Source organism: Pandoraea commovens, assembly GCF_902459615.1.
GTDB classification, from domain to species: Bacteria; Pseudomonadota; Gammaproteobacteria; order Burkholderiales; family Burkholderiaceae; genus Pandoraea; species Pandoraea commovens.
Genome location: NZ_CABPSA010000012.1, coordinates 71,709 through 91,087 on the forward strand (window position 1 = coordinate 71,709; position 19,379 = coordinate 91,087).

The window sequence follows — 19,379 nt, forward strand, 5'->3', positions numbered from 1 at the left end:
CCGTTCACTGCCCGTCACCTACCGCTATTTTTCAGGTTATTCCGATTGAGATACCGCAAGGATTTGACGAGACTGAAGCCTCACCCAGCTCTCGCCGAATCCTGTCATGCCGCGTCAATCCATCGCCTCCGACGACGCCCTGCCGTCCACCACGCCACTGCAACGCCTTGAGCGAATACTGAGCGAAGCGATTCGTGCAGGCGCTTCCGATATCCATTTCGAACCGATGGCGCAGCGCTTTCGGGTACGCCTGCGTATCGATGGCCGCTTGCAAGAGCATGACGACGTTCCGCTGACAGCGCGCGACATGTTGGTCTCGCGTCTGAAGGTGCTCGCGAATCTCGACATCGCACAAAAGCGCTTGCCTCAAGACGGACGCATGGTGTGGCGCGAAGCGGGCGAACCGGTCGAGTGCCGCGTGAGTGCGCTCCCCACCCTGCACGGCGAGAAACTGGTGGTGCGCCTGCTCGATGGCGCGAAAGTCCCCCTCTCGCTTGAAGGTCTCGGTTATTCGCCGGTGCAATACCTCGCGCTCACGCAGGCGATTGCCCGGCCGCACGGCCTCATCTTGCTGACAGGCCCGACGGGCAGCGGCAAGACCGTATCGCTCTATAGTTGCCTGCGACGTCTGAACGATGCGTCGCGCAACATCGTCACCATCGAAGATCCGGTGGAAATTCGCCTGGCCGGTATCACGCAGGTCAATCTCAACGAACGCGCCGGTCTCGACTTTGCAACGGCCTTACGTGCGTTTCTGCGTCAGGATCCAGACGTCCTCGTCGTGGGCGAAATTCGCGATGCACGGACCGCCGAAATCGCCATACAGGCCGCGCAGACCGGTCACCTTGTGTTTGCCACCGTTCACGCCAACGACGCGCCAAGCACGCTCGCGCGGCTGTTCGATCTCGGCGTCGCCCCGTTCAATCTGTCGTCGACGTTGCTGCTGGTCAGCGCACAGCGCCTGCTCAGGCGACGATGCCCGGCCGGGTGCGAGCCGTCCGGCACAACGAAGACGGCAACGAACCGCACGGACACCTGCATGCGCTGTCACGGCACCGGTTTTACAGGGCGCATCGGCGCGTTTCAGGTGATGCCGATCAGCGCCACGCAGGCGATCAACATTGCACAGGCACGCAGTCCGCACGAGCTGGCGGCGCAGGCGCGCAGCGAAGGCGTCATGACGCTAAGAGAAGCCGGGTTGTGGCATGTCGATGCAGGCGCTGTCGCTCAGGAGGATGTCGATGCGACGCTGCCCGCTTGATGCCACTGAGATGCGAACGACGACACAAAGCATGCGCCACTGCCCCGCCAATGGCGACCACCGATCATGTCGGGCGTAGGTGCCGCATGACGACATCGACACATTTGCAGCGATGGCGATGGCAAGGCCGCGACGCCGACGGACGGCGTCTTCACGGAGCCGTGATCGCTCACGGCGAGGCAGCCGCCCGACTGGCGTTGCGACATCGGCATCCGCAGTTGGCCGTCACACAACTGCGTCCGCAGCGCCGCCACTCATCTGCCGCACGCACACGCCCAGCAGACGCGACCGACCTCGTGCGACGTCTTGCGACATTGCTCGGCGCAGGCGTGCCACTGAGCGCCGCCCTCGACGTGCTCGCCAGAGGTGCGCACACACGCGGCCTCAAACGGCTGGCCGCCACCATCGCCGAGGATGTCGCCCTCGGACATCCGCTCGCGCAGGCGATGGCGCATGCCAGCCGTCGGTTCAGCAGCGTCGATTGTCAGTTGATCGCGGCGGGCGAACTGAGCGGCCAGCTCGGCCCGACGCTGGCAAGGCTGAGCGCACAGTACGATCACTTGCAAAGCGTTCGCGACAAACTTCAACGCGCACTCGCCTATCCGCTGACCGTATTGGCGGTGGCCATCGCCGTCGTCATCGCGCTCCTGCAATGGGTGATTCCGGAGTTCGAACGGCTATTCGCGAGTGCTGCCGGCGGTGGCGTGCCGTTGCCGCCGTTGACCCGCTGGCTCATCGACGCCTCACGCGCGTCGCTCGACAACGGTCACTGGGTGCTGGCGAGCACAGGCGCCGCCGGACTGGTCGTCGCTGCGGGATTGCGGCGAAGTCTATCGCTGCGACGTCATCGCGACCGGCTGTTGCTGCGGCTACCCGGCGTAGGCAAGATTCTTCGGATGATGAGCGCCGCGCGATGGGCCAGAACCCTCGGCACGCTCCTTGACGCCGGCGTCGCACTGCCCGACGCCATGGACGCCGCCGCCAGCGCTTGCGGCAATCTCGTGATGCAGCGATCGGCGCACGACGTGCATCGCAAAGTGGCCCGGGGCGAGCGTCTGGCGACGGCATTGGAGGGCGACGAACACTGGCCGCTGGCCGTGGCGCAACTGGTCGTCATTGGAGAGGAATCGGGTACACTCGGGCGCATGCTCAATCAGGCCGCCGGCCTGCTCGACGAGGAAGCGTCTCATGCGCTGGTCAGTACCTGCGCAACGCTAGAACCCATGATGATTACGTTGCTCGGCCTGCTGATCGGCGGCATGGTCCTCGCCATGTACCTGCCGATGTTCCAACTCGGATACGGTGTCGCATGAACGCCATGAATGGCTACGCCGAGCTGCTTCTCGTCGACTGGCTCGCGCAACTCTCTCCCCACTGGCGTCTCGCATTGTTTGCGGTTTCCGGCGTGATTGCCGGACTGCTCATCGATGTCGTCGTGCGACGGGTGCCTGCCGCCATCGAGCGCGCATGGCTCGAAGAATTGCAGGCCGCCGAAAGCTCGGACACCCACGCCCTGCCTGCCGCATCCCCCCAGCTCTCCCCCCTTGCGCTTGCCTCGACCAGCGAGATGTCGGGCGTCGGCGCGGTCAACCTGCCCGTCGCACTGTCCGACCCCGCACCGTCGCGCCGATGGCAACTCGCGCTGCTCAGCGGCGTGCTGAGTGTCGCCATCTCCTGGCGCTTTGGGCCGACATGGCAGAGCGTCGGCGCGCTCGGACTTGTCTGGGCGCTGATCGCCCTTGCCTACATCGATCACGACACGCAGCTGCTGCCTGACATCCTCACGCTCCCACTGCTTTGGGCCGGATTGCTTTGTAACCTCGGTCATTGGTTTGCCAGCCTGCCGTCGGCCGTCATCGGCGCGGCAGCGGGCTACATGAGTCTCTGGGCGATGTATTGGGTGTACTGGTGGATACGACGTCGTGAAGGGATGGGATTCGGCGACTTCAAACTTTTCGCGGCGCTTGGTGCGTGGTTCGGCTGGACGGCGCTACCGCAAATTCTGCTCGTCGCGTGCGTGCTCGCTATTGTCATTGCGGGCAGCGCATGGCTGATGGGACGCTTACGCGGCGATCAGATGTTTCCTTTCGGCGCGTTTCTTGCGGCCGCAGGTGTCGTCACGCTCTTCGGTGGCGACAGCCTCATGCTCTGGATCGGAGGAACTCCATGACTTACGCCATCGGCCTAACCGGCGGCATCGGTAGCGGCAAGACGACCGTCGCCAATCTGTTTGCCACGCATGGCATCGCCATCATCGATACCGACGCCATCGCGCACAGCATCACCGCCCCGGGCGGTGCGGCGATGCCCGCGATCCGCCGGGACTTCGGCGATGCCTTCGTTGCACCTGACGGCTCACTCGACCGTGCGCGCATGCGCGAAGCGGTGTTCTCGGACAACGCCGCAAAAGCCCGTTTGGAGGCAATCACCCATCCGCTCATACGCACGGAGTGCGAGCGTGCTGCGGCCGAAGCCGAAGGGCCCTATCTGATTTTCGTCGTGCCGTTGTTAGTCGAGTCCGGCACATGGCGCGAGCGGGTGCAGCGCATCCTCGTTGTCGATTGCACCGAGGAGACGCAGATTGCTCGCGTCATGTCGCGCAATCGGTTCACACGCGAGCAGGTGAAGGCCATCATGGCACGTCAGGCGTCACGGGCGCAGCGACTCGCCGTGGCGGACGACATCATCGACAACGACACGCAGCAGGCACCGCTCGCCCCCCAGGTCGACCGTCTGCACGCGGCCTATCTTCAGTTCGCCAGACAGACCGGCGGCGAGTGATTTCGCGTCACGGCACATCGGAATACCGATGTCTGGAGGTATGTCGGGAGGCATTTCATGCAGGTGTCTTGCATTCGGTGCCCAATTGAGCGCCCACTCGCGTTGCAACCCGACAGATTCCCGCATTAGAATGTCGCCATTACGCTGAAAAGCGCCAACTTTTGGGCCAACGCGCTTGATCCTGTACGAATATCCGCTCAACGAACGCATTCGCACGCTGCTTCGGCTAGAAGAGCTGTTCGGGCGCTTTGCCTTTTTCGTCGGACAGGATCAGCCGCTCGATCATCACGCGGCCCTGATCACGATGTTCGAGATTGCCGACATCGCCGGTCGCACCGATCTGAAGAACGAGCTGGTCAAGGAACTCGACCGGCAACGTCAGACGCTGCAGACCTATCGCGGCAATCCCGATATCGCCTCCGACGCGCTCGAACAATTCATCGGCGAAGTCGAGCTGGCCATCGCGAACCTCAACCAGATTCCCGGCAAACCCGGCCAGCACCTGAACGACAACGAGTGGCTTGCCAGCATTCGCAGCCGTTCGGTCATTCCGGGTGGCACCTGCCGTTTCGATCTGCCGTCGTATTACGCCTGGCGTCACAACGATGCCGAGCAGCGCCGTCACGACATCGATAAGTGGATCGGCCCGCTGTTCCCGATTCGCGATGCCATCAGCATCGTGCTGGGGCTGGCGCGCGAGTCCGGCCATGCCAGCAAGGCGATGGCGCAGCAGGGCAGCTATCAGCAGATGCTCACCGGCCGCGTCTATCAACTGATGCAGGTGCGTGTCGCCGCCGACCTTCGCGTCATTCCGGAGGCCAGCGCCAACAAGTACATGCTATGGGTGCGCTTCACGACGCAGGACGGCGATCTGAAGCCGCGTCCGGTCGACAGCGACGTGCCGTTCCTGCTCACCCTCTGCAATTTGTAAGCCAATGACGAGCGTCGTGAACTGCCCGACCTGCGGCAAGAAAGTCGTCTGGAGTCCGCAAGCCAAATTCCGCCCGTTCTGCTCGGAACGCTGCAAGCAGATCGATATGGGTGCGTGGGCGGCGGAGAAGTACACCATCCCGTCCGAATCGCCGGAAGATCCCTCTCAGGAATCGCCGCTCGACCCGACACAACGCTAAGTGCTGACGGACGCGCACCGGGCGCCATAGAAAAAGCCGTTTCGACATCCATCGAAACGGCTTTTTTGCATTTCCAGGTTCAGCGGAACTGACCCGCATTCGCCTCGCCTCCGCCCTCGGAGGCGTCATACATGCGTCAGGAGCGCTGCGCCAATTCCTCGGCGAGCCACGACAGCGGCGGCAACGCAGCGGGTAGCAACGGCTCCACGCTCACCGGCGGATGCTCCCACGCGAGGGCCTGCCCTTCCTTGCCATGCGGCTCGCCCTGCCATGCCGTCACCTTGCAGAAGTGCAGACGCACATACGCATGCGGGTAGTCGTGTTCGAGGACGCGCCACGGCGCGCAGCGCTCGACCGTGACCCCCAATTCTTCGTGCAGCTCGCGAGCGAGCGCCGCCGCCACCGACTCGCCCGCTTCGAGCTTGCCGCCCGGGAACTCCCAGTAACCGGCGTACGGCTTGCCCTCGGGACGCTGCCCAAGTAGCACCGCGCCATCCGGGCGCACCATGACGCCAACGGCCACTTCCGTGACCGGACGCCCGTCCGGCGCCGTTCGTTTCGAATCTGTCATATCGCTACGCATTGCTGAATTTCGGGATCGGGCAAACCGCGGTCCGGGGCATCCCCGGACAACGCCTTCCGCCCAATCGTTACGATGCCTGTGCCGCGCCTCGCTGCTTGCCCGCCCAATCGCGCGCAAACTGGAATGCCACACGGCCCGAGCGCGAACCGCGCTCCAATGCCCAGATCAGCGCTTCCTGACGCGCGCTTTCCGTCTGATCTGCCGGCACGCCGAAGTGTTGCAGCCAGTGGCCGACGATCGTCAGGTAGTCGTCCTGCTTGAACGGGTAGAAACTCACCCACAGGCCGAAGCGCTCGGACAGCGAGATCTTCTCTTCGATCACTTCGCCCGGATGAATCTCGCCGTCGTCGGTGTGACGATAGCTCTCGTTGTCCTTCATGTACTCCGGCAACAGGTGACGGCGGTTGGACGTCGCGTAAATCAGCACGTTGTCCGACTGCGCGGCCACTGAACCGTCGAGCGCCACCTTGAGCGCCTTGTAACCCGATTCGCCGTCTTCGAACGACAGGTCGTCGCAGAACACGACGAAGCGTTCCGGACGTTGCGAAATCAAGTCGACGATGTCGCCCAGATCGGTCAGGTCGTCCTTGTCGACTTCGATCAGACGCAGCCCTTCCGACGCGTATTGATTCAGACAAGCCTTGATCAGCGACGACTTGCCGGTGCCGCGTGCGCCGGTCAGCAGCACGTTATTGGCCGGTTCGCCACGCACGAACTGACGCGTGTTTTGCTCGATCAGCGCCTTCTGACGTTCGATGTTCTGCAGGTCGCTTAGCGTAATGGAGGAGACGTGCGCGACGGGCTGCAGAAACCCGCGGCCCTGCTTCTTGCGCCAGCGAAACGCCGTGGCGACGCTCCAGTCGATCTCAGGGGTCGCCGGGGGCAGCATTGCCTCCAGCCGGGCCAGCACGCCTTCTGCGCGCGTCAGGAACTGTTCCAGTTTGTCCATGCTTCGATATCCCCGCGCCGCTCATGGGCGCTCATGTCGATGCTTCGAGGTGTTGTCGTTTCCCTTCGCTGTGCGCCGCGGTGCTTTTGCCACCCGTCCGGCAGTCCAAACGTTGTTTCCGATGGACTCGCGTGCTTCGCTCATTCACTTCCACCGGCACATGGCCGACGCCGGTCAGGCATCGGTGCCATGCGCCGACGGCCCTCGCCTCCTGTGGGAGGCCTAGACCTTCAGGGCCGTCGCGTCGGGTCTCAGGAGCGGTAATCCGCGTTGATGCTCACGTAGTCGTGCGAGAGATCGCACGTCCACAGCGTAGCGGCCGCGTCGCCGCGACCCAGCACTACGCGTACCGTAATTTCGCTTTGCTTCATCACGCGCTGACCGTCCTCTTCGCGATAGTCAGCGTTGCGGCCACCGGCGCGCGCCACCAGCACATCGTCGAGATACAGGTCGATCTTGCTGACGTCGAGGTCATTCACGCCCGCATAGCCGATGGCGGCCAGAATACGGCCCAGATTCGGATCGGATGCGAAGAACGCGGTCTTCACCAGCGGCGAATGGCCGATGGCATAAGCGATCTGACGGCACTCGGCCACGTCACGGCCACCTTCGACCGTCACGGTGATGAACTTGGTCGCGCCTTCGCCGTCGCGCACGATCAGTTGCGCCAGCTCTTGCGAGATCGACAGCAGCGCGTCGCGCAAGGCAGCGAACGCCGGGGTGTCCGTGCTGGCGATTTCCGGCAGTTCGGTCTGGCCCGTAGCGGCCACGATGAACGAATCGTTAGTGGAGGTATCGCCGTCGATGGTGATGGCGTTGAACGAGCGGTCGGCCACGTACTTCACCAGCGCGTCGAGCACCGGTTGTGCCACACGGGCGTTCGTGCCCACGAAGCCGAGCATGGTGGCCATGTTCGGCTTGATCATGCCCGCGCCCTTGCTCACCCCCGTCATCACGATCGTCTGGCCGTCGATCACGATCTGACGCGAGGCAGCCTTCGGCAGCGTGTCGGTCGTCATGATCGATTGTGCGGCTTCGAACCAGTGCGCCGGGGCAAGATTGGCGATGGCCTGCGGCAGACCGGCGACCAGACGGTCGACCGGCAGCGGCTCGAGAATCACGCCCGTCGAGAACGGCAGGATCTGGTTGCTCGAGACCGACAGCAGCTTGGCAAGCGCGTCGCAGGTCGCGCGCGTGGCCAGCATGCCCGGCTCGCCGGTGCCCGCATTGGCGTTACCCGTATTGACGACGAGCGCGCGGATACCCGCATGGGCGGCCAGATGTTCCTTGCACACCGTCACCGGGGCGGCGCAGAAGCGATTGGTCGTGAAAACGCCCGATACCGTGCTGCCGGCAGCCAGTCGCATGACCAGCACGTCCTTGCGGTTCGGTTTGCGGATATTGGCTTCGGCCCAGCCCAGTTCGACGCCCGGAACGGCGTGCAGTTGGGAGGCTTCGATCGAGGGGAAATTGACGGCCATGGGGGTTCGCCCGCGAGAGGTAAGGGTTCAAGCACCCGCCCTGGCGATGTCGGCACGACAGCCCGACGGGGCGGCGGTTGATCGGTGCGGCCGGTTTCGGGGCTTTGCGAACCCTCAAAAACCGGCGCTACAAATGACGCGGCGCCGATAAAGTGTCGGCGCCGCGTCGATCGTTCACATCTTAAGACAGTTTGCCGTGGCAGTGCTTGAATTTCTTGCCACTGCCGCACGGGCACGGGTCGTTGCGTCCGACCTTCGGCAGCATGTCGGCGCCAGCAGCTGCACCGGCTACGCCCGCAGCACCTGCTGCCTGGGCGAGTGCCGCGACCACCGGGCGACCGGCATCTTCGTCTACTTCGCCTTCGCCGCCCACGGTTTCGAGTTCGTCATGCTTGAACTCGATGTTCACCAGACCGCCTGCGTTGTCGTCGAGCGACTCCGTGGCTTGCTCAAGCTCTTCCTGCGACTGGATGCGCACGTTCATGATGACGCGCGTGACTTCCAGCTTGATGGTCTCGAGCAACTGCGCGAACAGTTCGAACGCTTCGCGCTTGTATTCCTGCTTCGGATTCTTCTGAGCGTAACCGCGCAGATGGATACCCTGACGCAGGTGATCCAGCGCCGCCAGATGCTCGCGCCAGTTCGAATCCACGCTTTGCAGCATGACCGAACGCTCGAAGCCCGAGAACGACTCGCGGCCGACCAGATCGACCTTCGCGGCATACGACGCTTCGGCCGCATCCATGACTTCCTTGAGGATGTCTTCGTCGTCGATCTCTTCTGCGCCTTCGATACGCGATTGCAGCGGCAGATCGAGCTGCCACTCTTCGCGCAGCGTCGTCTCCAGACCCTTCAGGTCCCACTGCTCTTCCACGGTGCCGACCGGCACGTAGTTGCGCACCAGATCCTCGAACACGCTCTGACGCATGCCTGCAATCGTTTCCGACACGTCCTGCGCTTCGAGCAGTTCGTTACGCTGCTGATAGATCACCTTACGCTGATCGTTCGCAACGTCGTCGTACTCCAGCAGTTGCTTACGCACGTCGAAGTTACGGGCTTCGACCTTGCGCTGCGCCGACTCGATCGAACGCGTGACGATACCCGCTTCGATAGCCTCGCCTTCCGGCATCTTCAGACGATCCATGATCGCGCGCACACGGTCGCCCGCGAAAATGCGCAGCAGCGGATCTTCCAGCGACAGATAGAAGCGCGACGAACCCGGATCGCCCTGACGACCCGAACGGCCGCGCAGCTGGTTGTCGATACGACGCGACTCGTGACGCTCGGTGCCGATGATGTGCAGACCGCCTGCGGTCTTCACCTGCTCGTGCAACCCTTGCCACTCGTCCTGCAACTGCTGGATGCGGGCGGCCTTGTCGGCGTCCGACAGGCTTTCGTCGGCTTCGATGAAACCGGATTGCTTCTCGACGTTGCCACCCAGCACGATGTCGGTACCGCGACCGGCCATGTTGGTCGCGATGGTGATCACGCCCGGACGGCCCGCCTGCGCCACGATCTCGGCTTCGCGCTGGTGCTGCTTGGCGTTGAGCACCTGATGCGGCAGCTTTTCACGCGTGAGCAGTTGCGAGAGGTATTCGGATGTTTCGATCGACGTCGTGCCCACCAGCACCGGCTGGCCGCGCTCGACGCAATCGCGAATGTCCTTGATGACAGCGTCGTACTTTTCCTTCGCCGTCTTGTAGATCTGATCCTGACGGTCGATCCGCTTCGGCTGACGATTCGTCGGGATCACCACCGTCTCGAGACGGTAGATTTCGTTGAATTCGAACGCTTCGGTATCCGCCGTACCCGTCATGCCCGAGAGCTTGGCGTACATGCGGAAGTAGTTCTGGAACGTGATCGAGGCGAGCGTCTGGTTCTCGTGCTGGATCTTGACGCGTTCCTTCGCTTCCACGGCCTGATGCAGGCCTTCGGACCAGCGACGACCAGCCATCAGACGGCCCGTGAATTCGTCGACGATCACGATCTCGTCGTTCTGCACCACGTAATGCTGGTCCTTGTGGAACAGCGTGTGCGCGCGCAATGCGGCGTACACGTGGTGCATGAGCGTGATGTTTTGCGGCGCGTACAGGCTGTCGCCCTCGGCGATCATGCCCCACTCGGCGAGCAATTGCTCCGCCTTCTCATGGCCGCGCTCGGTCAGGAATACCTGACGACCCTTCTCGTCGAGCGTGTAGTCGCCCGGCACTTCGACGCCCGTACCATCGGACTTCTCTTCGCCGATCTGACGCTCGAGCATCGCCGGCAGGCGATCCATCTTCACGTACAGTTCGGTGTGATCTTCAGCCTGACCGGAGATGATCAGCGGCGTGCGGGCTTCGTCGATCAGGATCGAGTCCACTTCGTCGACGATTGCGTAGTTGAGCGTACGCTGCACCCGCTGCTCGGTCTCGTAGACCATGTTGTCGCGCAGGTAGTCGAAGCCGAACTCGTTGTTCGTGCCGTACGTGATGTCGGCCGCGTAAGCACCTTGCTTCTGGTCGTGCGGCATCTGCGACAGGTTGATACCCACCGACAGACCCAGGAAGTTGTACAGACGCGCCATCCACTCGGCGTCACGCTGTGCCAGGTAGTCGTTGACGGTCACAACGTGCACGCCTTTGCCCGAAAGCGCATTCAGGTAGGCGGGCAGCGTGGCGACGAGCGTCTTGCCCTCGCCCGTGCGCATTTCGGCGATCTTGCCGTAGTGCAGCACCATGCCGCCGATCAGTTGAACGTCGAAGTGACGCATCTTGAGGACGCGCTTGCCCGCCTCGCGGCACACGGCAAAGGCTTCGACGAGCAACGAATCCACGCTCGCCCCCTGGGCGATACGTTGCTTGAATTCCTCAGTCTTGCCGCGCAGTTGCTCATCGCTCAGTTGGGCGATTTGCGGCTCGAGGGCGTTAATCGCCGTGACGGTTTTCTGGTACTGCTTGATGAGCCGCTGGTTGCGGCTGCCAAATACTTTTTTAAGAAGACCGGGAATCATCGGATCACTGGTTAGGGCGGCAAATGTCGTTCGCAATCGCGCAGTCTGTCGTCTGACGGAAAACCTTACCCCGGAGTTGTGCCCCATGAGTAACGATCCGCCCGAGCGTCTGCGCGCTGCGGGTCACCGGTGTTTGGCACGTTAGCCGCACGCCGGTTCGATACCTGTACTGAAAAATGGATTCTAGCATGCTGACGTGGCACCTCCCGAAGGCACCCAACGTCAACAAACCGGGGCTTTCAGGGGGCGGGACGAGGCGACGCCCGATGGCGGGGTAAAATATGCGGTGACTTCTGTCTCATCATATGAAACGACCCAAAGCACCTCGCGTTGCCCGCCCTCTGACCGACCTGTTATCCGCATCCGACGGTGCCGGATCGCTGCTGGTCGCCGCCGAACAACTCGGCCGTCTGGAGCGTGACGTTCACGCGCTGTTGCCCGCCGCTCTCAGCGGCAGCGTGAGGCTTGCGCCGCCGCGTGAAGGGGCGCTCGTCTTCCTGGTGAGCAATAACGCGCTGGCGGCGCGTCTGCGTCAGCAAACGCCATCGCTGATCGACGGACTGGCGACACGCGGATGGCTCATCCGCTCGATCAAGATCCGAGTGAGCATCGCCACGCCCGAGCCTCAGAAGCCCCCCAAGGAGGCCCTGCTGTCGCGTCAGGGGCTCGTGAGCCTGCGCGATCTGCGCGACGCCCTGGAGCCGTCTCCGCTGCGCGACGCGCTCGCGCGGCTCGTCGCCCGTCACTCTTACGGCGGTACGCGCAAACCCTGAACATCCCTCGCAATTGCAAACGCCGATTTAGCTCGCGCGTCAAATAAAAAAGCGCCGGATCACCGGCGCTTTCTTTTTGTTACATCCCGTCATGCAGCATGACGGTTTGCGTCGCTTACGCGAACTGTGTCTGCGGTTCGAACTGGAAGCCGCGCGGGGCGTCTTCTGCGCGCTCGAACGTGACGATTTCGTACGCTTCCTGTGCGAGAAGCTCGCGCAGCAGCTGGTTGTTCAAACCGTGGCCCGACTTGTACGCCGTGTACGAAGCCAGCAGCGGGTGGCCGATCACATACAGGTCGCCGATCGCGTCGAGCATCTTGTGCTTCACGAACTCGTCGTCGTAGCGCAGCCCGTCGTTGTTCAGGATGCGGTACTCGTCGAGCACAATCGCGTTGTCCATGCTGCCGCCGCGCGCAAGCCCCAGCTCACGCAGCATTTCGACTTCATGCGCGAAACCGAACGTGCGCGCACGCGCGATTTCCTTCGCGTAGGACGTTTCAGCGAAATCGACCTCAAGCGCCTGGCCCGTGCGATCCACGGCCGGGTGACGGAAGTCGATGGTGAACTTGAGTTTGAAGCCGTCGTACGGATCGAGACGGGCAAGCTTGTCGCCTTCGCGAATCTCGACCGGCTTCGTCACGCGGATGAATTTCTTGGCAGCGGCCTGCTCTTCGATGCCCGCCGACTGGATCAGGAAAACGAACGTGGCAGCGCTACCGTCCATGATCGGAATTTCTTCGGCGGTGACGTCGACGTACAGATTGTCGATGCCCAGCCCTGCGCATGCCGACATCAGGTGTTCCACGGTGGACACCCGCGCACCATCCTTCTGCAACACCGACGCAAGACGCGTGTCGCCAATCGCCATCGCCGACGCCGGAATCTCTACAGGAGGATTCAGATCGGTACGGCAGAAGACAATGCCCGTATCGGGCGGCGCCGGACGCAGTGACAGCTCGACCTTGCGACCGGAGTGCAAGCCGATGCCGACTGTCTTGGCGATGGATTTGAGAGTGCGCTGCTTAAGCATGCTATTTATTAAAACTATCAGACGCTATGGATCATAGATCGAATTATATCAGATCGGCGCCTTCATCGCTGTGCCACAAACACAACGCTTCGTTACCAAACATTCCGGATGTTGCCTCATCGGATTGTCCCTCGCCTATATCGCGAGACGAAATGACGTATTTGCGAAAATCGGCTTTTTCATCTTAGACGTCAGGCCATAGACCTGCGCGCCCATAAATTTTTCGGGGCACCCCGGCCACTGCGACGGAGGCAAGCCGCAGCGGTCGGGGGGACAGATCCGCGAGACCGGGTCAGGGATCACGAACGCTTACCCGTAACGTCCGTCATCTGTGACGCGTCGATACCTTTTGCGACTCTGGTCGTCGCAACCACAAGGCATCTCGCGCATCACAACCTTGCGGTATCGTCCTTCGGACCCGTACCGGGGCGCGCCTTCCCCACGCCACACGGCATGGTAGTTGGAGCGACGGCGAATCCTCACGACGACCTGCGTAGGTCTCGCGATTCCCAAGGTGCGGCGGCGCCAGGCACTGGCACCCGGCCCGCGCGCAACCTTGTCAGTCGGCTTGCTTGCGCAGGAAGGCCGGGATGTCGTACGTGTCGACACCCTTTTCCTGCAGCGCAGCGACATGCGAAGCGGCGGTTTCACGCGTGCTGCGCCACACGGCCGGCGTATCGAGCGCGCCGTAGTCCGTACCGGCAGCCTGACCAACATTCGGCACGTGGCCGGTCGCGATCGGCATGTTGTCGGTACCGGTCTTGAGCAGCGTCATCGGTGCTGCGACCTTCTTCGAAACAGCACGGCCCAGGCCGGTTGCCACGACGGTCACGCGCAGTGCATCGCCCATCTTGTCGTCGTAGACGGTTCCGAAAATCACGGTCGCGTCTTCGGCGGCGTAGCTCTTGATGGTGTTCATCACCTCACGCGTTTCCGACAAGCGCAGCGAACGCGATGCCGTGATGTTCACCAGCACGCCACGCGCCCCCGACAGATCCACGCCTTCGAGCAGCGGGCTTGCCACGGCTTGCTCGGCGGCCAGACGCGCACGATCGACACCGGCAACCGTCGCCGTACCCATCATCGCCTTGCCTTGCTCGCCCATCACCGTCTTCACGTCTTCAAAGTCGACGTTCACCAGACCGTCGACGTTGATGATTTCGGCGATGCCGGCCACGGCGTTGTGCAGCACGTCGTCGGCGCATTGGAAGCACTTGTCCATCTCGGCATCGTCGCCCATGACTTCGAACAGCTTGTCATTGAGCACGACGATCAGCGAGTCGACGTTGTCTTCCAGTTCCTGCGCGCCCGTCTCGGCCACACGCATACGCTTGCCGCCTTCGAACTCGAACGGCTTGGACACCACGCCGACGGTCAGAATGCCCATTTCCTTGGCGATCTGCGCCACCACCGGTGCTGCGCCCGTGCCCGTACCGCCGCCCATACCAGCGGTGATGAACACCATGTGCGCGCCACGCAGGGCGTCGGCCACGCGCTCGCGCGCTTCTTCAGCGGCGGAGCGGCCCATTTCCGGCTTCGCGCCAGCACCCAGACCGGTCTTGCCGAGCTGAATGTTTACGCTGGCCTGCGAACGGCCCAGTGCCTGAGCGTCGGTGTTCATGGCGATGAATTCCACGCCTTGCACACCACGGTTGATCATGTGCTGGACGGCATTGCCGCCAGCGCCACCAACACCCACCACCTTGATGATGGTGCCGTTGGTTTCCGTTTCCAACATTTCGAAGTTCATAGCGCCTCCAGTGAATTAAAAGCAGATCCGGTACTGCGGGTCACGTGCCGCTCGGGTAAGCCGCGCGTGTTTTCAACACCGAATCCACACCCCTCAAAAACTCTGTAAAAAGACAACTTAAAAATTGCTGAAGAACCAGTCGCGCATCCGCGTCCACACCTGGTTCGCTTGCCCCGACTGCACGGCGACCTTGCGGCCGCGCATGCGTTGGGAACGTCCTTCGAGCAGCAGGCCCATCGCCGTGGCGTAGCGCGGGCTGCGCACCACGTCGGCCAGACCGCCTGCGTATTCCGGCACGCCGATGCGCACGGGCTTGAGGAAGATGTCCTCGCCCAGCTCGACCATGCCCGGCATCATTGCCGCACCGCCGGTGAGCACGATGCCCGAGGACAGCAGTTCTTCGTATCCCGACTCGCGCACCACTTGCTGCACGAGCGAGAACAGCTCTTCGACACGCGGCTCGATCACCGCGGCCAGCGCCTGACGCGAGAGCGTGCGCGGACCGCGCTCGCCCAGCCCCGGCACTTCGATCATTTCGTCCGGATCGGCCAACGACTGCTTGGCGATACCGTGCTGAATCTTGATGTCTTCCGCATCCGGCGTCGGCGTGCGAACGGCCATCGCGATATCGCTCGTGATCTGATCGCCTGCAATCGGAATCACGGCCGTGTGACGGATCGCCCCTTCGCTGAAGATCGCGATATCGGTCGTGCCGCCGCCGATATCGATCAGCACCACACCGAGTTCCTTCTCGTCTTCCGTGAGCACCGAGATGCTCGACGCCAGCGGTTGCAGAATCAGGTCGTTCACTTCGAGGCCGCAACGGCGCACGCACTTCACGATGTTCTGTGCCGCCGACACCGCGCCGGTCACGATATGCACCTTCACTTCGAGACGGATGCCGCTCATGCCGATCGGCTCGCGCACATCTTCCTGACCGTCGATGATGAATTCCTGCGTGAGGATATGCAGCACCTGCTGATCGGTCGGGATGTTGATCGCCTTGGCCGTTTCGATGACGCGCGCCACGTCGGCCTGCGTCACTTCCTTGTCCTTGATCGCCACCATGCCGCTCGAATTGAAGCTGCGGATGTGACTACCGGCGATGCCGGTGAATACGTTGGTGATCTTGCAGTCGGCCATCAGCTCCGCTTCTTCGAGCGCACGCTGAATGGACTGCACTGTCGCCTCAATGTTCACCACCACGCCCTTTTTCAGGCCGCGCGATTCACTCTGGCCGAGGCCGATGACTTCATAGCGGCCTTCAGGGCGCAGTTCGGCCACCACCGCCACGACTTTCGACGTGCCGATATCGAGGGCGACCAACAGATCCTTGTAATCTTTGCTCATAGCGTGTGTAAGTCCTGAAGTCTCACTGGCTTCGCTTTACCGGCGCGGCAGGTTTCGCTGCCGGCTTCTGCGAATCCCGCTTTTGCACGGGTGTCGCGGCAAGCTTCTTGGCCTGTTCTTCGCTCAAGAAACGCATGCCCGCGGCACGCACTGCAAAACCGTTCGGGTACCGCAGATCGGCATACTCGATCTGATTTCCCCAGCGTGCCGCTACCTGCGGATACGCCTGTACGAAGCGTCGGCTGCGCGTGGCGAGGGTCTCGGGGGTCCGCTCCCGTCCCAGCGCCAGTTGCACGCCCCCTGCGAGCCGCACGCCCCAGGCGTAGCGATTCGACAGCGTGACCGCTTCGGGTTTCATATTCAGCGGCGCGAACCACTTCACGAAGTCGTAGTACCGCGCCGTTACATCCTTCTCGCTGCCCGGCGGCCCCGCGAACTCCGGCAACTTCCCGTCGTCCTCGGCTTCCGCCAGATTGGCTGCGAACAACTCGCCATCCACACTCACCAGACGGCCGTCGTTCCACGTGGCCAGCGGTTTGTACTCCTCGATCGTCACCGCGAGCTGGTTCGGCCAGACACGCCGCACGCTCGCATGACGCACCCAAGGCACTGCTTCGAACGCCGCTCGCGTGGCGTCCAGATCGATCGTGAAGAAGTTGCCCTTCAGCCGCGAGACCGCATTCGCCCGCAAGGTCGGCCCGTTGATGTGGGACACGTCCCCATCGATCTGAATCGCCTTGAGCGTGAAAACCGGCCGCTGAATCAGCCAATGACCGCCCGCCGCGAGCGCCGCCAGCACGACGAGCGCGACGAGCACACTCGCAATGGCGTTGAGCAGGCGTACGTTGTGCCACATGGCGATTTGCTTTCCGTATCAGGGCGTTCTTCAACGCGTTCAATGTCTTACTCAGGTTTCCACTGCGCGTTCGGATGCAGATCGAGCGTCGCAGTTGCCAGAATTTCAACCACCAGGTCTTCGTACGACAGGCCCGCCGCGCGCGCCGAAATCGGCACCAGCGAGTGGCCGGTCATGCCCGGCGACGTATTGATCTCCAACAGGTACGGCTTGTTATCGCGCTTGCGCAGCATCACGTCGGCACGGGCCCAGCCACGGCAGCCGAGCACGAGGTAGGCGCGCAACACGAGGCGCTGCACCTCCTCTTGCAAGGACACCGACAACGGCGGCGGGCATTCGTAGCGCGTGTCGTCCTTGAAGTACTTGTTCTGGTAGTCGTAGTTCGCGTCCGGCGCGACGATGCGGATGACCGGCAGCGAGCGGGCGGCATTCGCGCCCTTCGTGCCCACGCCAAGCACCGGCACGGTCAGCTCGTCGCCGTCGATGAACTCTTCGGCGAGCACGTCCGGATCGAGCGCTACCGCCTTCTCGAACGCGGCCTTCAGCTGCGAGGCTTCCGTGACCTTCGTCAGACCGATGGTCGAGCCTTCGCGCGACGGCTTGACGATGAGCGGCAATCCGAGATCGCGCGCGACGGCATCGAAGTCGGTATCCGCATTCAGCATCGTGAAGCGCGGCGTCGGCAGCCCTTCGTTGATCCAGATGCGCTTGGTCATTTCCTTGTCCATCGCCAGCGCGGAAGCCAACACGCCACTGCCGGTGTACGGAATGCCCAGATGCTCCAGCGCGCCTTGCAGCGTGCCGTCTTCTCCATAGCGGCCATGCAGCGCGATGAACACGCGGTCGAACTTCTGCGCGGCGAGCGCGGCGAGATCGTTCATGCCCGTATCGAACGCATGCGCATCGACGCCGCGCGAGCGCAGCGCTTCGAGTACACCATTGCCCGAAATCAGCGAGATCTGACGCTCGGCCGAGCGCCCGCCCATCAGGACGCCAACCTTGCCGAAACGTTTCGGATCGAAAGCACTCACGTCAAACTCCTTGCTGAACTTGCAACTTGCCGGGCACCGCGCCGATGGAGCCGGCACCCATGGTGATTACGACGTCGCCCGCACGGGCAACTTGCAGAATGGCGTCGGGCAGTTGCGCAACGTCTTCCACGAAAACCGGTTCTACCTTGCCCGCGACACGCAAAGCGCGCGCCAGCGCACGACCGTCGGCAGCCACGATGGGCGCCTCACCGGCCGAATAGACTTCGCCGAGCACGACGGCATCCGCATCCGAGAGCACTTTCACGAAGTCCTCGAAGCAGTCGCGCGTGCGCGTGTACCGATGCGGCTGGAACGCCAGCACGATGCGACGACCGGGGAACGCACCACGCGCTGCCGCCAGCGTTGCCGCCATTTCGACCGGGTGATGGCCGTAATCGTCGATCAGCGTGAACGAACCGGTGCCACTGGACTTCGGCAGCGCGATTTCGCCATATCGCTGAAAACGTCGGCCCACGCCGTTAAATTCCGCCAGTGCCTGTTGAATCGCAGCGTCCGGCACTTCGAGTTCGGTCGCAATCGCAATCGCCGCCAGCGCATTGCGCACGTTGTGCTCGCCCGGAAGATTGAGCGTGATGTCGAGCGGCGCTGCGCCTGCACCGAACTTACGCAGCACGGTGAAACGCATCTGCCCGCCGTCTGCACGCACATCGATGGCGCGCACCTGCGCGTCGTCCGACAGGCCATAGCGCACGATCGGCTTCGACACGAACGGCAGAATCTCGCGCACGTTCGGATCGTCGACGCACAGCACGGCGATGCCGTAGAACGGCAGACGCTGCGTGAAGGCGACGAAGGACTGCTTCAGACGGGCGAAGTCATGCCCGTACGTATCCATGTGATCGGCATCGATGTTGGTGATGACTTCGATGACCGGATTCAGATTCAGGAACGAGGCGTCCGATTCGTCGGCCTCGACCACGATGAAATCGCCCGTGCCAAGTTTCGCGTTCGCACCGGCGCTGTTCAGTCGGCCGCCGATCACGAACGTCGGATCGAGTCCACCCTGCGCAAGTACGCTGGCGACGAGACTCGTCGTGGTCGTCTTGCCGTGCGTACCGGCAATGGCGACGCCCTGCTTCAGGCGCATGAGTTCCGCGAGCATCAGCGCGCGCGGCACGATCGGAATCTGACGTGCACGGCCTGCGAGCACTTCCGGGTTGTCCGCCGTGATGGCGGTGGAGACGACGATGGCGTCGGCCCCTTCGATATGTTCGGCAGCATGGCCGCGTGCAATGCGCGCGCCAAGACCGGCGAGACGCTGCGTGACCGCGTTGTCGCCGAGATCGGAGCCGCTCACCTGATAACCCAGGTTAAGCAACACCTCGGCAATGCCGCTCATGCCCGAGCCGCCAATGCCGACGAAGTGAATATGTTTGACGATGTGTTTCATT

The 19,379-nt window shown here is 62.8% G+C and carries 17 protein-coding genes; 7 read left to right on the top strand and 10 right to left on the bottom strand.

Annotated features, from left to right (window positions below):
* Positions 1–106: 106 nt before the first annotated feature.
* The 6 genes from PCO31010_RS24705 to yacG all read left to right on the top strand — a co-directional run bounded on the left by PCO31010_RS24705 (position 107) and on the right by yacG (position 5,172).
* Positions 107–1,261, top strand: a complete 1,155-nt coding sequence (locus PCO31010_RS24705) for a GspE/PulE family protein (protein ID WP_150666586.1) — start codon at positions 107–109, stop codon at positions 1,259–1,261.
* An 86-nt stretch (positions 1,262–1,347) separates the two neighbouring features.
* Entirely contained in the window at positions 1,348–2,574 is a 1,227-nt protein-coding gene (locus PCO31010_RS24710; protein ID WP_174985143.1) for a type II secretion system F family protein, read from the top strand.
* Entirely contained in the window at positions 2,571–3,431 is an 861-nt protein-coding gene (locus PCO31010_RS24715; RefSeq protein WP_150666588.1) for a prepilin peptidase, read from the top strand. The genes PCO31010_RS24710 and PCO31010_RS24715 overlap by 4 nt, the downstream gene beginning before the upstream one ends.
* On the top strand, positions 3,428–4,042 hold the full coding sequence (gene coaE / locus PCO31010_RS24720) for a dephospho-CoA kinase (protein ID WP_150666589.1): 615 nt from the start codon (positions 3,428–3,430) through the stop codon (positions 4,040–4,042). The genes PCO31010_RS24715 and coaE overlap by 4 nt, the downstream gene beginning before the upstream one ends.
* 175 nt (positions 4,043–4,217) lie before the next feature.
* Positions 4,218–4,973, top strand: a complete 756-nt coding sequence (gene zapD / locus PCO31010_RS24725) for a cell division protein ZapD (protein WP_039393327.1) — start codon at positions 4,218–4,220, stop codon at positions 4,971–4,973.
* Positions 4,974–4,977: 4 nt separating this feature from the next.
* Positions 4,978–5,172 carry a DNA gyrase inhibitor YacG gene (yacG, locus tag PCO31010_RS24730; protein ID WP_150666590.1) on the top strand — a complete coding sequence of 65 codons (195 nt, stop codon included), beginning with the start codon at positions 4,978–4,980 and terminating at the stop codon, positions 5,170–5,172.
* A 136-nt stretch (positions 5,173–5,308) separates the two neighbouring features.
* Here the strand turns inward: yacG and PCO31010_RS24735 are convergent, their stop codons facing one another.
* The 4 genes from PCO31010_RS24735 to secA form a co-directional block, all read right to left on the bottom strand.
* Positions 5,309–5,743, bottom strand: a complete 435-nt coding sequence (locus tag PCO31010_RS24735) for an NUDIX domain-containing protein (protein WP_150666591.1) — start codon at positions 5,741–5,743, stop codon at positions 5,309–5,311.
* A 79-nt stretch (positions 5,744–5,822) separates the two neighbouring features.
* Positions 5,823–6,704, bottom strand: a complete 882-nt coding sequence (locus tag PCO31010_RS24740) for an ATP-binding protein (protein ID WP_046289863.1) — start codon at positions 6,702–6,704, stop codon at positions 5,823–5,825.
* Between the two features lie 251 nt (positions 6,705–6,955).
* Positions 6,956–8,185 carry a bifunctional glutamate N-acetyltransferase/amino-acid acetyltransferase ArgJ gene (gene argJ / locus PCO31010_RS24745; RefSeq protein ID WP_039393336.1) on the bottom strand — a complete coding sequence of 410 codons (1,230 nt, stop codon included), beginning with the start codon at positions 8,183–8,185 and terminating at the stop codon, positions 6,956–6,958.
* A 181-nt stretch (positions 8,186–8,366) separates the two neighbouring features.
* Entirely contained in the window at positions 8,367–11,177 is a 2,811-nt protein-coding gene (gene secA / locus PCO31010_RS24750; RefSeq protein ID WP_150666592.1) for a preprotein translocase subunit SecA, read from the bottom strand.
* Positions 11,178–11,482: 305 nt separating this feature from the next.
* On the opposite strand from secA, the gene PCO31010_RS24755 reads away from it, so the two are divergent.
* Entirely contained in the window at positions 11,483–11,950 is a 468-nt protein-coding gene (locus PCO31010_RS24755) for a DciA family protein (RefSeq protein ID WP_150666593.1), read from the top strand.
* Between the two features lie 115 nt (positions 11,951–12,065).
* Here the strand turns inward: PCO31010_RS24755 and lpxC are convergent, their stop codons facing one another.
* The 6 genes from lpxC to murC all read right to left on the bottom strand — a co-directional run bounded on the left by lpxC (position 12,066) and on the right by murC (position 19,378).
* Complete coding sequence (gene lpxC, locus PCO31010_RS24760) at positions 12,066–12,980, bottom strand: UDP-3-O-acyl-N-acetylglucosamine deacetylase (RefSeq protein ID WP_150666594.1); 915 nt, start codon at positions 12,978–12,980, stop codon at positions 12,066–12,068.
* Between the two features lie 559 nt (positions 12,981–13,539).
* Complete coding sequence (ftsZ, locus tag PCO31010_RS24765) at positions 13,540–14,730, bottom strand: cell division protein FtsZ (RefSeq protein WP_150666595.1); 1,191 nt, start codon at positions 14,728–14,730, stop codon at positions 13,540–13,542.
* A 117-nt stretch (positions 14,731–14,847) separates the two neighbouring features.
* The gene (gene ftsA / locus PCO31010_RS24770) at positions 14,848–16,080 is read right to left on the bottom strand and encodes a cell division protein FtsA (protein ID WP_010806905.1); all 1,233 of its coding nucleotides are present in this window, start codon (positions 16,078–16,080) and stop codon (positions 14,848–14,850) included.
* A 22-nt stretch (positions 16,081–16,102) separates the two neighbouring features.
* Positions 16,103–16,936 carry a cell division protein FtsQ/DivIB gene (locus tag PCO31010_RS24775; RefSeq protein ID WP_150666596.1) on the bottom strand — a complete coding sequence of 278 codons (834 nt, stop codon included), beginning with the start codon at positions 16,934–16,936 and terminating at the stop codon, positions 16,103–16,105.
* Between the two features lie 47 nt (positions 16,937–16,983).
* Entirely contained in the window at positions 16,984–17,967 is a 984-nt protein-coding gene (locus PCO31010_RS24780) for a D-alanine--D-alanine ligase (protein WP_150666597.1), read from the bottom strand.
* Between the two features lies 1 nt (position 17,968).
* Complete coding sequence (gene murC / locus PCO31010_RS24785; protein WP_150575877.1) at positions 17,969–19,378, bottom strand: UDP-N-acetylmuramate--L-alanine ligase; 1,410 nt, start codon at positions 19,376–19,378, stop codon at positions 17,969–17,971.
* Position 19,379: the final 1 nt, after the last annotated feature.

What these genes read in the sequence shown, in the direction of transcription:
- PCO31010_RS24705 (WP_150666586.1), top strand. Translation starts at nt 107, where the DNA reads ATGCCGCGTCAATCCATCGCCTCCGACGACGCCCTGCCGTCCACCACG.
- PCO31010_RS24710 (WP_174985143.1), top strand. Translation starts at nt 1,348, where the DNA reads ATGACGACATCGACACATTTGCAGCGATGGCGATGGCAAGGCCGCGAC.
- PCO31010_RS24715 (WP_150666588.1), top strand. Translation starts at nt 2,571, where the DNA reads ATGAACGCCATGAATGGCTACGCCGAGCTGCTTCTCGTCGACTGGCTC.
- coaE (WP_150666589.1), top strand. Translation starts at nt 3,428, where the DNA reads ATGACTTACGCCATCGGCCTAACCGGCGGCATCGGTAGCGGCAAGACG.
- yacG (WP_150666590.1), top strand. Translation starts at nt 4,978, where the DNA reads ATGACGAGCGTCGTGAACTGCCCGACCTGCGGCAAGAAAGTCGTCTGG.
- PCO31010_RS24735 (WP_150666591.1), bottom strand. Translation starts at nt 5,743, where the DNA reads ATGACAGATTCGAAACGAACGGCGCCGGACGGGCGTCCGGTCACGGAA.
- PCO31010_RS24740 (WP_046289863.1), bottom strand. Translation starts at nt 6,704, where the DNA reads ATGGACAAACTGGAACAGTTCCTGACGCGCGCAGAAGGCGTGCTGGCC.
- argJ (WP_039393336.1), bottom strand. Translation starts at nt 8,185, where the DNA reads ATGGCCGTCAATTTCCCCTCGATCGAAGCCTCCCAACTGCACGCCGTT.
- secA (WP_150666592.1), bottom strand. Translation starts at nt 11,177, where the DNA reads ATGATTCCCGGTCTTCTTAAAAAAGTATTTGGCAGCCGCAACCAGCGG.
- PCO31010_RS24755 (WP_150666593.1), top strand. Translation starts at nt 11,483, where the DNA reads ATGAAACGACCCAAAGCACCTCGCGTTGCCCGCCCTCTGACCGACCTG.
- lpxC (WP_150666594.1), bottom strand. Translation starts at nt 12,980, where the DNA reads ATGCTTAAGCAGCGCACTCTCAAATCCATCGCCAAGACAGTCGGCATC.
- ftsZ (WP_150666595.1), bottom strand. Translation starts at nt 14,730, where the DNA reads ATGAACTTCGAAATGTTGGAAACGGAAACCAACGGCACCATCATCAAG.
- ftsA (WP_010806905.1), bottom strand. Translation starts at nt 16,080, where the DNA reads ATGAGCAAAGATTACAAGGATCTGTTGGTCGCCCTCGATATCGGCACG.
- PCO31010_RS24775 (WP_150666596.1), bottom strand. Translation starts at nt 16,936, where the DNA reads ATGTGGCACAACGTACGCCTGCTCAACGCCATTGCGAGTGTGCTCGTC.
- murC (WP_150575877.1), bottom strand. Translation starts at nt 19,378, where the DNA reads ATGAAACACATCGTCAAACATATTCACTTCGTCGGCATTGGCGGCTCG.